Source organism: Rahnella sp. RcJ3, from assembly GCF_009498575.1.
GTDB classification, from domain to species: Bacteria; Pseudomonadota; Gammaproteobacteria; order Enterobacterales; family Enterobacteriaceae; genus Rahnella; species Rahnella aceris.
Window position 1 is genome coordinate 23,430 of sequence record NZ_QSNX01000008.1, and the last position, 14,311, is coordinate 37,740.

Genomic DNA, 14,311 nt, shown 5'->3' on the forward strand with positions numbered 1-14,311 from the left:
TTCCGGCGCGTGGCGGCCGATAATCAGAAGAGCACTATTCAGAAGAGCATTATGACAAACGATAACAAGACACAGCCCTCCGCGTCCGGCGACGCAAATACTGAACTCGATTCCAGCCAGGTAAAATCAGGAGGAGGTCACACCCGGGATCCCAAAGACCAGAAAAATCCCGACGACAGTAAACAGGATAACGATGAAAAGCGTAAAGGCCCCGGCAAGAAACCCCTGATCATCCTCGGGATTGTGGTAGTGGTGATGGTGGTCGTGGCACTGGTCTGGTGGCTGATGACCAAAGATCAGGTCAGCACCGATGACGCCTTTACCGAAGGTGATGCCGTCACCATCGCGCCGAAAATTGCCGGTTATGTCACTCATCTTGCGGTGAAAGATAACCAGTTCGTGAAGAAAGGCGACTTACTGGTGGAAATCGATCCGCGTGACGCGACCGCGCAGCGCGATCAGGCACAGGCTCAGCTCGGTCTGGCGGTCGCGCAGTTGCATCAGGCGCAGGCGCAATACGATCTGGCGAAAGTACAATATCCGGCGCAGCTTGCTCAGGCGAAAGCCCAGCAGACGCGGGCGGAAGCCAATTTGCTGAATGCCACTGCCGATTTCCGTCGTCAGCGCGGCGTAGACCCGCGTGCCACCACGCAACAAAATATTGATACGTCCAACGCGCAGGTGCGCTCTGCAGCCGCTGATCTGGAAAATGCCAAAGCGCAGGTGCAGGTTGCCGCGCAGGTACAGCTGAATATCCGTCAGGCTGAAACCAACGTCGAAGCTCGTCAGCAGCAGGTTGAACAGGCGAAAGCCCAGCTGGAAACGGCGACGCTCAACCTCTCCTATGCGCAGGTGCGCGCACCGTTCGACGGCTACGTCACCAAGCGTAATGTGCAGCTCGGTACGCTGGTTCAGGCCGGAACCTCGCTGTTCTCAGTGGTTTCAAAAGATATCTGGATCGCCGCAAACTACAAAGAATCGCAGCTCGAACGCATGCGCCCCGGCAACAAGGTAGAAATTACCGTCGATGCCTTCCCGGACATCAAACTTCACGGCCACGTTGACAGTATTCAACAAGGCACCGGTTCGCGCTTCTCGGCCTTCCCGGCTGAAAACGCCACCGGCAACTACGTGAAAATCGTTCAGCGCGTGCCGGTGAAAATCGTCATCGACAGCGGGCTGGATGAAAATCATCACCTGCCGCTGGGTCTGTCTGTTGAACCGACGGTGACCGTCGAATGAATGAAGATCGCAGCTACTGGAAACCCAAGGCCAATCCGTGGGCAGTTGCCGCCGTCGTGACCATTGCGGTGTTCATGGAAATCCTGGACACCACTATCGTTAACGTGGCGCTGCCGCACGTCGCCGGTTCATTATCTTCCAGTTATGACGAATCGACCTGGGTGCTGACGTCCTATCTGGTGGCGAACGGTATCGTGCTGCCGATTTCGGCGTTTCTCAGCCGCGTGATGGGCCGCAAAACTTACTTCCTGATCTGTATCGGCATGTTCACCGTTTGCTCCTTCCTGTGCGGCATCGCCACCGAACTGTGGCAGATGATCTTATTCCGCATCCTGCAGGGCTTTTTCGGCGGCGGTTTGCAGCCGATCCAGCAATCGGTATTGCTGGATTACTTTAAACCGGAAGATCGCGGCAAAGCGTTTGGCCTTTCATCGATTGCCATTATTGTCGCGCCGGTCGTCGGCCCGACACTTGGCGGTTACATCACGGATAACTTCAGCTGGCGCTGGGTATTCCTGATCAATATTCCGGTCGGGATTATTGCCCTGCTGGCGATTTATCAGCTGCTGGAAGATCCGCCGTGGGAGCGCAAGGCCAAAGGCAAACTCAGTATTGATTACATCGGTATCGGGCTGATTGCACTGGGTCTGGGCTGCTTACAGGTGATGATGGACCGCGGCGAAGACGATGACTGGTTCCAGTCCGGCTTTATTGTCACCTTTGCTGTGCTGGCGGCCACCGGGATTGTCGGCGCGGTTTACTGGTTGCTGTACGCCAAAAAACCGGTGGTCGATCTGCGCTGTCTGAAGGATAAAAACTTTGCTGTCGCCGGTTTACTGATGGCCGGTATGGCGATGATTCTGTATGGCAGTTCGGTGGTCATTCCGCAACTGGCGCAGCAGCAACTGGGTTACACCGCCACACTCTCGGGGCTGGTGATGTCGCCGGGCGCGGTGCTGATCGTGCTGTCGATCCCGCTGGTGCTGAAGCTGATGCCCGTTGTACAAACGCGTTACATCATTGCCTTCGGTTTCTTCCTGCTGGCGGCCTCGTTTATCTATTCGGCAACGCTGACACCTGATGTCGATTTTGAAACGCTGGTGCTGTACCGCAGCGCGCAGTCTATAGGGCTCGGTTTCCTGTTTGTGCCGCTGACCACTATCGCATTTATTACCATCCCGCAAAAAATGAACGCCGACGCTGCCGCGCTGTTTACCATGTTCCGTAACGTCGCGGGGTCGATTGGTATTTCGCTGGCGACAGCCGGTGTCACCGAGCGAACGCAGGCACACAGTGCGCATATGGCGCACAACATGTCGCCGCTCAATGAACAGTTTAATCAGGCGGTGAGCAAAAGCGCTGAGGCGATCCGTGATTTTGCCCACTTGGTCGGCGACCCGATGCAACTGGCGACCGTGCGCATGTATCAGGAGATGATTTCGCAATCGCGCATTCTGGCCTACATCGACGTATTCGGTTATTGCGCCATCGTCGCCGTTATTTTGATCCCGTTTTGTTTCCTGCTTTCGCCAGTTAAGAGCGAAGGTAATGCCGGAGCACATTAAGTTGAACAAGAAAAGCTCTACTCTGAGAAATCAGCCATCCGTGATGCCGTCCTGCTCCCCCCTCTGCGAAGGCCGGGGCCGGAAGGGGGTTTTACATTCAGGCACCCGTTTTCTGACTCTCTCGACATTAACGCTGGTATTAGCAGCGTGCTCCGTTGGCCCGGATTATCAGAAGCCGAATCCGGTGACACCCTCGGCCTATAACGATATGACCCAGCCGAAAGACAAAGACGGCGCATCGATTGCCCTGCCCTCGGAGCCAAATCCGCTGTGGTGGAAAGCCTTTAATGACCCGCAACTCGACAGCCTGATCACCCGTGCGATTGCCGGGAATATTTCCCTGCAACAGGCAGTACTGCGTATCGCCGGTGCCCGCGAGCAGGTGAAACAGGCCGAAGGCGCCTGGCTGCCATCGGTGCAGGGCAGCGCGAAAATGACCCGTCAGCAGCTCGGTCTGAAAGGTATTCTCGATTCCAGCGGCGCCTCGCAACAGCTTGACGATCTCGGACCGGAAGCCTCCGGCGCGATCAGCACGGCTACGCGGCCGGTGAATTTGTATCAGGGCAATTTCGATGCCAGCTGGGAGCTGGATTTGTTCGGCGGCACACGACGTCAGGTCGAAGCCGCCAATGCCCAGACGCAATCGTCCATAGAACAACGCAACGATGCATTAGTTTCGCTGGAAGCTGAGGTCGCCCGTGCCTATCTGCAACTGCGTGGCGCGCAAAGCGTAACGGCGGCGATACAGACGCAAATCGATGTCGCGCAGCAAACCTTAGATCTGACACAAAACCGTCAGCAAAACGGGCTGTCACCGCAGCTTGATGTCGAAAATGCCCGCGCACAGTTGGGTTCCCTGCGCGCCCAGTTGCCGCAATATCAGGCGCAGGAACGTCAGGCAATGAACGGACTGGCCGTGTTGCTCGGTCAGACGCCTGGCTCGCTGGATGCTGAACTTTCTGCCCCTAAACCGATGCCTGCCCTGCCCGCTGCCGTGCCGGTCGGTGTGCCGTCACAGCTGGCACGCCGTCGTCCGGACGTACGCAAAGCCGAGGCTGATCTCCACGCGGCAACCGCCAATATTGGTGTATCCGTCGCGCAGATGTTCCCGAGTATTTCGCTCACCGGCCAGTTCGGCATGCGTAACACAGACGTCAGTTATCTCGATAACTGGAGCAGCCATTTCTACTCCTTTGGCCCGCAGATTTCCCTGCCGATTTTCCAGGGCGGACGTCTGGTCTCCAGCGTGCATCTTTCCCGTGCGCAACAGGCGAATGCGGCGCTGAATTATCGCCAGACCGTGCTGACAGCGTTGCAGGATGTCGATAATGCGCTGGTGAATTACCGCACCGATCAGGATCAGGTCAGCGGTTTAGACCAGACGACCGAAGCGCTACAGACCGCGTTTGATCTGGCGAGCGACAGCTACCGCCAGGGGCTTTCTACCTTTATCAACGTGCTTGATGCCCAGCGCCAGCTGGCACAGGCGCATCAGCAATCCGCTGAAGCGAAAGTGAAAACCAGCACCGATCTGGTCTCGCTGTATAAAGCGTTAGGCGGCGGCTGGGAGCCGTATCAGAACGTCGATTTGCCGACCTACACCGTCTTTGGTCCGGCAGCCACGCCGGATGTGAAGGTACAAACCACGTCTGGCGTGACACCGTAACGCCTTATTAATGTGAAGAGATAAAATCCGACGGCGTGGACGGGGCAGGCAATGAAAAATTCTGCCTCATCCGCGCCACTTCTCTCACCGGCGTCAGCCCGAATAAGCGTTTAAATTCGCGGCTGAACTGCGACACACTTTCATAGCCCACCTGCGCGCTGGCCGCCGAGGCGGTCAGGTTATTGCGCAACATCAGTAATCTGGCCTGATGCAAACGGGTGGACTTGAGATACTGCATCGGCGACGTATCAGTGACGGTTTTAAAGTGACTGTGAAACGTCGGCAGGCTCATTCCCGCTTCTTTTGCCAGCGCATTCACATCCAGATGCGAGTGGTATTCTGCGTGCAGTTTTCGCAGGGCTTTTACCACTTTGCCAAATTGCCCTTGCAGGGTCAGTGCGCTGCGCAGCGTGCCGCCCTGAGCACCGGTCAGCACGCGGTAATACAACTCACGCATCATCGCCCTGCCCAGAATTTTTGCATCCAGCGGAGATGCCATCACCTGCAAAAAACGTAATACGCAAGCCCGCATCGTGTCATCCATCAGGCTCGACACCATACTTTTCGGCGATTCCGGCTGCGGGGCGTCATAAGCATCGAGCTGCAACATCAGTTCTGCCGCCAGACTGAAATCGAGCCGCAGATAAATTGCCAGCATCGGTTCACTGGCGGTGGCGTCAGTTTCCATGGTGAAAGGCACCGGCACCGATACGGTCAGATAATGCTGTGCATCATACAAATAGACATCATTACCTAAGAATCCGCGTTTTCTCCCCTGCACCACAATCACGATCCCCGGCTCATACAAAACCGGCGTGCGCAGCAGCGGACGGTTTGAACGTAAAAAACGCACATCTGCCAGCGTCGTCAGGTTGTAGCCTTCATGGGGCGTAAGCTGGTCCAAAAGCACGATCATTTGCTCAGTCACTGTCAAAGATGGAAACGTCATATGAACCTGAAAATATGCAGCGGAAAGTGAATGAAGTGTCGCACCGGGAATCAGTCGCGTCCAGACGCCTCAGAGGAACAGGCAAACATCAGAGAGGATCGGGGCTACGGATTTTCTGCTGTCCCCCCTATTCTGCAAGTCCGCTTTTTACTGAGGAGTTTGTATGAGTCAGTCAAAATTACTATTCATCACCGGCGTCAGCAGCGGATTTGGCCGTGCGCTGGCAGAAGAAGCCCTGAAAGCAGGACATCGCGTGGTCGGCACGCTGCGTAATGCACAAGCCTGCGCAGAATTTGACGCGCTGGTCCCCGGCCGAAGTTTTGGTCGCATGCTGGATGTCACTGATTTCGAGGCCATCGCCCCGCTTGCGGCTGCCGTGGAACAGGAAATCGGCGCCGTTGACGTGCTGGTCAACAATGCCGGTTACGGGCATGAAGGTATTATGGAAGAGTCGCCGTTAAGCGAGGCGCTGCATCAGTTTGACGTCAATGTTTTTGGCGCGGTTGCGGTCATCAAAGCCTTCCTGCCGTATTTTCGTCAGCGCCGCGGTGGACATATTCTTAACATCACGTCGATGGGAGGCTTTATTACAATGCCGGGCATCAGCTATTACTGCGGCAGTAAATTCGCCTTGCAGGGGATCTCTGAAACACTGACCAAAGAACTCAAACCGTTCAATATTGCCGTCACGGCCATTCAGCCCGGGTCTTTTCGTACCGACTGGGCGGGACGTTCGATGGTGCGCTCACCGCGTGCCATCAGTGATTACGATGCCAGTTTCGACCCCGTGCGGGAAACGCGGGAAAAACGCAGCGGTCATCAGCCGGGCGACCCGCTAAAAGCCGCACAAGCGATGTTGCAGTTGCTCGATGCGCCTGAGCCGCCTGCCTCGCTGTTACTCGGCAGTGACGCCGTTAAATTTGTCAGGGAAAAGATGCAACAAATGCGTGAGGATATCGATATCTGGGAAACGGTCAGCCGGTCTGCCGATGGCTGAAACATTCTTTTAAAGATCCCGTCAGCGCATTTCCCGGAGACTGCGCTATTCTGTTCAGACACTGAAATCGTCCTGCCTGCGGGCAGGATTTTCGTCTGAATAACAATCGGGTAAAACAATGAATTCCATTTCCAACGAAGATAAAAAACCCAGCTGTGATTCAGTGATTAACAGCGTGGCTTACCGCGACGGTAAACGATTGCAGGATGTGACGGTCGAAGACATCAGCGAAGTCCTGAAAGAGCCCGATACCTTTGTCTGGCTCGGACTGTGGCAGCCGGAAGATGCCTATATGCGCAGCATTCAGGAAGAATTCGGTCTGCATGACCTGGCGATTGAAGATGCACTGACCGCCCATCAGCGACCGAAAATTGAGCAGTACGGCGAATCGCTGTTTATCGTTACGCACACTGCGCAGAAAGTGAATGAAACCATCGAGTACGGCGAAACACACCTGTTTCTCGGCAAAAACTTTCTGATCACCGTGCGTCACGGTGCGTCATCCAGCTATAAAGAAATCCGTAAACACGCCGAAGAACGCCCGGAAATGTTGAGTAAAGGGCCAGCTTATGCACTGTATTGCGTACTCGATTCCATCGTGGATAACTATCTGGAAATCCTGCATCAGTACACCGAACAGTTTGATGCCATCGAAAAACTGATGTTCCGCAACACCTTTAATCAGCAGGCGGTGCAGCAGGTTTATAGTCTGCGGCGGGATCTGCTCTCGCTGCGCAACGCCGCGGTACCGATGGAAGATATCTGTAATCAGCTCAGCCATCACTACGAAGAACTGATGCCTAAGAGCCTGCGGGCTTATGTGCGTGATGTGCAGGACCACGCTAATCAGGTGATCCGCACGACGGACGATGTGCGCGAAATGCTGTCGAACGCCATGCATGTGAATCTGGCGCTGGTGTCGGTGCATCAGAACGAAGTGGTACAGCGACTGGCGGGCTGGGGCGCGATTCTGGCGATCCCGACAGTGATTTTCAGTCTGTACGGCATGAACTTCAAAAACATGCCGGAGCTGGATGACTGGTGGGGATATCCGGTAACGCTGGGCGTCACTGTCGCCGGTTGTGTGTGGTTATACTGGAAGCTTAAAAAATCAGGCTGGCTGTAAGTTAATTATCACCTGAAAACACACGTTAATTAACATGCGAATAACAGAAACCGCTGTTATTCGCGTTCTTTAATTATCCTGACAATTTTAATCCTGACTTATTCTGTTTGTCCTTTCCTCTTCGCCTTATTTCCTTATATACTCGGTCGCATCTTCCTTACGGAAATAATATTCATCATGTCAGTTCGTTTCGCGATTTCACAGTTCATGCATTCGCTGCGCTTGCCCGGCAAGCGGGTCAGTGTGTTGCTGTTCGCGTTATGCTGGCTTGTCCTGAATGCCCAACTGGCGCTCGCCAGCCATCAGTGCGATATGCGCCCGCCGGTGGAAAACACCGCCATGGCACATAACATCACCATGCAAATGCCTGATTCTCCAGAGCACATGCAGAGTCAGTCGCTGTTGTGTGAGAAGCACTGTGCCCCTGAAAGAACCCAGTCTGACAGTGGTTCCGTGCCACTGGTGGCATTGCCCGTCGCTCCGGCATTAGCCATGCTCACCGTCGATGCCAGCACAGCGGTCACCACCGCGGACTGGATTGCGCCAACCGTCACTCCGCCTCCCGCTGAAGTTCAGTTCTGCCGATACAGAGAATAGCCCCTGCTGTCCTGAGTGTTTTTCCGCACTCAATATTAAATGAAATTGTTTTGCCAGATTAATGGCCAGTTTTTATCTAATGACAGTATTGGAGTATTTCCCATGCGTGCAATTTTAAATGTATTTACCGCAAGTCTTTTCTTTATTTCAGCTTATTCTTTTGCCGATGCTATGCCAATGAATCACGATGCTATGGCGATGCAGCATAATATGCAGGCCTATGAATCCGAAGGCGTGATCACTCAGTGGCAGTCTGATCGCGTGGGGATTTCCCATCACGCCATTCCTGCGCTGAAATGGCCGGCCATGACCATGAATTTCCGTCTGCCGCCGGAGATCGCCGCCAACTCCCTGCCCGCCGGTACGCCGGTCACCTTTAGCTTTGTCAAAACTGAGTCCGCTTATCAGTTACAGACACTGACACCGCTGAAACGCTGACCGGGAGATTCACCATGTTGACTTTACCGCGCCATCACCGGATGACGTGGCAATGGCTGCTGGCTTTTGTGCCGGTCAGCGCGTTTGCCACACCCGTTACCCTGCCGCAGGCGCTGGTCGCTGCGCAGGATTATTCCGCCGAGCTTTCTGCCAGTCGTCACCAGATCAATGCGCTGGATAACCGTGCCGATTCGGCCATGCAACTGCCGGATCCGAAGCTGAAATTCGGTATCGAAAACCTGCCGGTCAGCGGCGGCAACACCGACCGGTTTACCCGTGAAGGGATGACGATGGAACGTATCGGCATCATGCAGGATTACATCAGCAGCGATAAGCGCCAGCGCAAAGCCGACACGCTGCGTGCAGAATCCCGGGAAGTGGCGGCTACCCGCCAGAGTATCCGGGCACGTTTGCAACGCGATGCGGCGCTGGCCTGGATGGAGCTGGCCATCGGCGGGCAAACCGTCTCGCAATTACAAAAACTGGTGGACGAAAGTCAGCGCCAGATTGGGGTTCAGCGGGGCGGTGTCAGCAGCGGCAGTTCGCTGCCCGCCTCGGTGCTGGACGCGCACCTGACGCTCATCAGCATGCAAGACAAACTGACCGAAGCCGAACGGGATGTTCAACTGGCGCGCACCCGCTTAAGCCAGCTGACCGGCATCGATCAGCCTGAAATTAACGGTGCCATTCCACCTTTCACCGAACTTCCTCCACAGGCGTTACAGGCGACAAGCGTCGAACAACATCCTGAAATTATTCAGGCTCGGCGTGAAGCCGATGTGGCGCAGGCGAAATCCTCGCAGTCAGCCATTGCGGCGCTGCCGGATGTCGGCGTGGAAGTCTATTACGCCCATCGTGCCGACAGTTATGAAGATCTGGCAGGGGTGATGTTTACCGTCGATCTGCCGCTGTTTACCGCTTCGCGTCAGGATAAAGATCACGCCGCCGATCAGTCGATGGCAATGGAAAGCAATGACCGGCTGGCGCAACTGATGCGCGACCATCAGGCGCAGCTGACCAGTTTGCTGGCGCAATATCAGGCCGCCGCCACGTTATGGCAGCGGCAAAAAAACAACGTTATTCCCCTGCAACAGCAACGCATCAGCGTGATTCAGGCACAGTATCGCGCCGGAAAAAGCAGCCTGAATGACGTTCTCGACGCCCGCCGCAACCTGATCGACAGCCAGATTTCCGAACGCAATGCCGGGCTGGAAGTGGCCCGCTATTGGGTCGCCCTGCGTTATCTGGCCCCCCAGGAGATTCATTAATGACTTCCGCTAAAACTTACAGCCTGCTGGCCGTCGCCATCATGGCCGCACTCGCCGCCGGTTACGTGGCTGGCCGTCACAGCCCTGCGGCGCAAACGCAGGCTTCTGCTGCTCCGGCCGAACGCAAAGTGCTGTACTGGTATGACCCGATGACGCCCGGCCAGCGTTTCGATAAACCGGGCAAATCGCCCTTTATGGATATGGATCTGATGCCGCGTTACGCCGATGAAGCCACGGATGACGGCGGTGTGACGGTCAGCGCCCGTCAGCAGCAAAATCTCGGTATGCGCAGTGAAAAGGTACAGCGACGGATGATTTCCGCACCGCTTAATGTGTATGGCACGGTCAGCGCCGATGAACGCAGCCTGCGCACGGTCGCCGCGCGTGCGAATGGTTTAGTCGAAAAACTTTACGTCGCTGCCAGCCAGCAGCCTGTGAAAAAAGGTCAGAAACTGGCCACACTGTGGATCCCCGACTGGACCGCCGCGCAGCAGGAATATCTGGCCGTGCGTCAGCTTGGCGACCGCAGCCTGACTGCCGCCGCCCGTCAGCGGCTGGCTTTGCAGTTTATGCCGGAAGACATTCTGCGCCGCGTCGATAAAACCGGTCAGCCGCAACCCCGCATCGACGTGGTCGCGCCGGAAGACGGTTATATCAGCCTGCTTTCCGTGCGTGAAGGGGCGCAGGTCAGCGCCACACAGCCGCTGTTCGAACTGACCAGTCTGAAACAGGTTTGGATTGTGATGGATTATCCGCCTTCTGCCGCCAGTCAGATCCAGATCGGCGGCAAAATTACGGCCAGTGCCGACAGTCAGCCGGGCGAGGTATTTCACGGTACGGTCAGCGAATTGCTGCCGGATGTGGATGCCGTCAGCCGTACGCTGAAAGCCCGCGTGGTGATTGATAATCCGCAGGAAAAACTGCGTCCCGGCATGTACCTGAATTTATCGCCAGATGTCAGTGCGCAGACGGCGGTTCTGGCCATTGCGCAGGAAGCGCTGATCCAGACCGGCAGCCGCAATACCGTGCTGCTCGACGACGGCAACGGACATTTCACCCCGCAGAAGGTCACCCTCGGCGTGACGCGTGATGGCTGGACGCAGGTACTTTCAGGCCTGGAAGAAGGTCAGTCGGTTGTCACCTCCGGACAGTTCCTGATCGACTCTGAAGCCAGCCTGCGCAGCGCACTGCCTGCCACCGACGCCCCGGCGCCGGACGCGCACCAGCACGGAGGTGATTTATGATTGCCGCTGTGATCCGCTGGTCGCTGAAGAACCGGCTGCTGGTGTTACTCGCCGCGCTGATGATGGCGGGCTGGGGCATCTGGTCATTGCAGAAAGCGCCGCTCGACGCCCTGCCGGATCTCTCCGATGTGCAGGTGATCGTGCGCGTGAGTTATCCGGGCAAGGCACCGCAAATCATCGAAGATCAGGTGACCTATCCGCTGACCACCACCCTGCTGTCAGTGCCCGGCGCGAAAACCGTGCGCGGCTTTTCGATGTTCGGTGATGCCTATGTTTATGTGTTGTTCGATGATGGTACCGATCCTTACTGGGCGCGCTCCCGCGTGCTGGAGTACCTGAGTCAGGTTCAATCCTCACTGCCCGCCGGAGCCAAAGCCTCGCTGGGGCCGGATGCCACCGGCGTCGGCTGGATCTATGAATACGCGCTGATCGACAAAACCGGCAAACACAGCCTCGAACAACTTCGTGCCCTGCAGGACTGGACGCTGCGTTATGACCTGAAAACCGTACCGAATGTCTCTGAGGTCGCCAGCATCGGCGGCATGGTGCGTCAGTATCAGGTGGTGGCCGATCCGCAACGGATGCGCGCCCGGGGCGTGACGCATCAGCAACTGGTGACCGCGCTGCAAAACGCTAATCAGGAAAGCAGTGGCTCGCTGCTGGAAATGGGCGAGGCCGAATACATGGTGCGCACCTCCGGCTATCTGAAAAGTCTGGATGATTTCAACAATGTGGTCGTGACAGTCAACAGCGGTATTCCGGTGCTGCTGGCGGATGTCGCCACCGTCCGCACTGGCCCTGAACTGCGGCGCGGCGTGGCGGAACTTAACGGTGAAGGCGAAGTGGCGGGCGGCGTGATTGTTATGCGCTCGGGTAAAAATGCACTGGAAACCCTGAAGGCGGTGAAAGAGCGGCTACATGCCCTCGCCCGCACGCTGCCTGCGGGGGTTGAAATCGTGCCGGTCTACGATCGCCAGCCGCTGATTGAAAACGCCGTCGAAACGCTGTCGCATAAACTGCTGGAGGAATTCGCGGTAGTCGCGGTGGTCTGCGCGCTGTTTCTGTTCCATTTCCGCTCGGCGCTGGTGGCGATCATCACCCTGCCGCTCGGTATTCTCGGCGCGTTTATCGTCATGCATTATCAGGGGGTCAGCGCCAATATTATGTCGCTCGGCGGTATCGCGATTGCCATCGGCGCCATGGTCGATGCGGCGATTGTGATGATCGAGAATATGCATAAGGTGCTGGAGCAATGGCGGCACGATCATCCCGGCCAGCAGCCTGCGTCGGCGGATTACTGGAAGGTGTCTGAGCGTGCCGCCACGGAAGTGGGTCCGGCGCTGTTTTGCAGTTTGCTGATCATCACCCTGTCGTTTATTCCGGTGTTTTCGCTGGAAGCACAGGAGGGCCGGATGTTCTCCCCGCTGGCATTCACCAAAACCTACGCGATGGCGGTGTCTGCCGGGCTGGGCATCACTCTGGTGCCGGTGCTGATGGGCTATTTTATTCGTGGCAAAATTCCTGATGAAAATGCCAGCCCGATCAACCGCTGGCTGATTGCCGCCTACCAGCCGGTGCTTTCTGCCGTGCTGAAACGTCCGAAAACCACGCTGTTATTCAGCGGCCTGTTCCTGCTGGTGTCTCTGTATCCGCTGGCAAAACTGGGCAGTGAATTTATGCCGCCGCTCGATGAAGGCGACCTGCTGTATATGCCGTCGACGCTGCCGGGGATTTCAGCCCGCGAAGCCGCACGGTTGTTGCAGCAGACGGATCGGTTAATCAAAACTGTGCCCGAAGTCGCCAGTGTATTTGGCAAGGCCGGACGCGCCGACAGCGCCACCGACCCGGCGCCGCTGACCATGATCGAAACGACCATCCGCTTTAAACCGAGGGACCAGTGGCGACCGGGCATGACGCCGGACAAACTGGTGACTGAACTCGACAACGCGGTGAAATTGCCCGGCATCGCCAACGTCTGGGTACCGCCGATCCGCAACCGTCTCGACATGCTGGCCACCGGCATCAAAAGCCCGGTGGGGATCAAGGTGAACGGCAATAACGTTGCACAAATCGAGCAGATCGCCCAGCAGATCGAGCATATCGTGAAACAGGTGCCGGGCGTGACCTCGGCACTGGCCGAAAGGCTGGAAGGTGGCCGTTACGTCGATATTGATATTAACCGGCGCGAAGCGGCACGTTACGGTGTCACGGTAGCTGAATTACAGTCGCTGGTCTCAACGCTGGTCGGCGGGGAAAATATCGGCGAAACGCTGGAAGGCCGCGAGCGTTATCCCATCAACCTGCGTTATCCGCGTGAGCTGCGCGACAACGTGCAGGCGCTGCGGGATTTACCGGTGCTGACCGCCTCCGGCGCACAGGTGCCGCTGTCGGCGCTGGCATCCGTCAACGTCACCGATGGCCCGCCGATGCTGAAAAGTGAGAATGCCCGTCTTTCAGACTGGATCTATGTGGATTTGCGCGGACGAGATTTGAAATCTGCCGTCGAAGACATGCAACAGGCGGTCAGCCAGCAGGTAACATTGCCGGAAGGGGTGACGGTCAGTTGGTCGGGGCAATTCGAGTATCTTGAACGCGCCACGGCAAAACTGAAAATCGTGCTACCGGTGACACTTTTGATCATCTTCGTCCTGTTATACGTGACGTTCAGCAGCGTGCGCGACGCCCTGCTGATCATGGCGACACTGCCGTTTGCCCTGACCGGTGGCGTCTGGCTGTTGTACCTGCTGAGTTTCAATCTGTCGGTCGCCGCCGCCGTCGGGTTTATCGCCCTGGCCGGGGTTGCCGCCGAGTTCGGGGTGATCATGGTGCTGTATCTGAATCAGGCAGTGCAACGTCAGCAAAAAGCCGGCGGGGATATGAGTGAGGCAGAACTGTGCGACGCCATTCACCACGGTGCGGTGTTGCGCGTCCGGCCAAAAGCCATGACTGTTGCCACTATCATGGCGGGTTTACTGCCGATCATGTGGGGCGGCGGAACCGGTTCAGAAGTGATGCAGCGTATTGCCGCGCCGATGATCGGCGGCATGGTGAGTGCCCCGTTGTTGTCGATGCTGGTGATTCCGGCGGTGTATTTGCTGATGCATCGGAGGCGGAATAAAAAAGTTTAAGGGAAAGCCCCTCCTCTTCGCAGCGGGGAGCCGAACGGATCATTCTTAGGGTTTTGTCCTGGCTCCTCCCCCTGCGAAGGGGGAGGTCGGG

The 14,311-nt window shown here is 56.6% G+C and carries 11 protein-coding genes; 10 read left to right on the forward strand and 1 reads right to left on the reverse strand.

The annotated features are described in order from the left end of the window. The first annotated feature begins 51 nt into the window (after positions 1-51). From DXU84_RS12075 to DXU84_RS12085, 3 genes are read left to right on the forward strand one after another with little or no spacing between them, the layout of a single operon-like run. Positions 52-1,242 carry an HlyD family secretion protein gene (locus DXU84_RS12075; protein ID WP_153375840.1) on the forward strand — a complete coding sequence of 397 codons (1,191 nt, stop codon included), beginning with the start codon at positions 52-54 and terminating at the stop codon, positions 1,240-1,242. Next, complete coding sequence (locus DXU84_RS12080) at positions 1,239-2,807, forward strand: DHA2 family efflux MFS transporter permease subunit (protein WP_153375842.1); 1,569 nt, start codon at positions 1,239-1,241, stop codon at positions 2,805-2,807. Before DXU84_RS12075 ends, DXU84_RS12080 begins: the two co-directional genes overlap by 4 nt. Then, complete coding sequence (locus DXU84_RS12085; RefSeq protein ID WP_121019397.1) at positions 2,791-4,473, forward strand: efflux transporter outer membrane subunit; 1,683 nt, start codon at positions 2,791-2,793, stop codon at positions 4,471-4,473. The genes DXU84_RS12080 and DXU84_RS12085 overlap by 17 nt, the downstream gene beginning before the upstream one ends. A 7-nt stretch (positions 4,474-4,480) precedes the next feature. On the opposite strand, the gene DXU84_RS12090 is transcribed toward DXU84_RS12085, so the two are convergent. Next, positions 4,481-5,422, reverse strand: a complete 942-nt coding sequence (locus DXU84_RS12090) for an AraC family transcriptional regulator (RefSeq protein WP_153375844.1) — start codon at positions 5,420-5,422, stop codon at positions 4,481-4,483. A gap of 163 nt (positions 5,423-5,585) precedes the next feature. Between DXU84_RS12090 and DXU84_RS12095 the strand changes: the two genes are divergently transcribed. The 7 genes from DXU84_RS12095 to DXU84_RS12125 all read left to right on the forward strand — a co-directional run bounded on the left by DXU84_RS12095 (position 5,586) and on the right by DXU84_RS12125 (position 14,220). Further along, positions 5,586-6,419, forward strand: coding sequence for an oxidoreductase (locus tag DXU84_RS12095; RefSeq protein ID WP_013575271.1), 834 nt, complete (start codon positions 5,586-5,588; stop codon positions 6,417-6,419). Positions 6,420-6,537: 118 nt separating this feature from the next. Continuing rightward, the gene (gene corA, locus DXU84_RS12100; protein WP_013575270.1) at positions 6,538-7,545 is read left to right on the forward strand and encodes a magnesium/cobalt transporter CorA; all 1,008 of its coding nucleotides are present in this window, start codon (positions 6,538-6,540) and stop codon (positions 7,543-7,545) included. 177 nt (positions 7,546-7,722) lie between these two features. After that, positions 7,723-8,142, forward strand: coding sequence for a hypothetical protein (locus DXU84_RS12105; protein ID WP_015689866.1), 420 nt, complete (start codon positions 7,723-7,725; stop codon positions 8,140-8,142). Between the two features lie 102 nt (positions 8,143-8,244). Then, positions 8,245-8,580, forward strand: coding sequence for a copper-binding protein (locus DXU84_RS12110; protein WP_112151882.1), 336 nt, complete (start codon positions 8,245-8,247; stop codon positions 8,578-8,580). 14 nt (positions 8,581-8,594) lie between these two features. Beyond that, positions 8,595-9,848, forward strand: a complete 1,254-nt coding sequence (locus DXU84_RS12115) for a TolC family protein (protein WP_112151881.1) — start codon at positions 8,595-8,597, stop codon at positions 9,846-9,848. Further along, positions 9,848-11,092: an efflux RND transporter periplasmic adaptor subunit gene (locus DXU84_RS12120; protein ID WP_153375846.1), complete on the forward strand. Its 1,245-nt coding sequence runs from the start codon at positions 9,848-9,850 to the stop codon at positions 11,090-11,092. The genes DXU84_RS12115 and DXU84_RS12120 overlap by 1 nt, the downstream gene beginning before the upstream one ends. Then, positions 11,089-14,220, forward strand: a complete 3,132-nt coding sequence (locus tag DXU84_RS12125; protein ID WP_126124828.1) for an efflux RND transporter permease subunit — start codon at positions 11,089-11,091, stop codon at positions 14,218-14,220. Before DXU84_RS12120 ends, DXU84_RS12125 begins: the two co-directional genes overlap by 4 nt. Positions 14,221-14,311 lie beyond the last annotated feature (91 nt).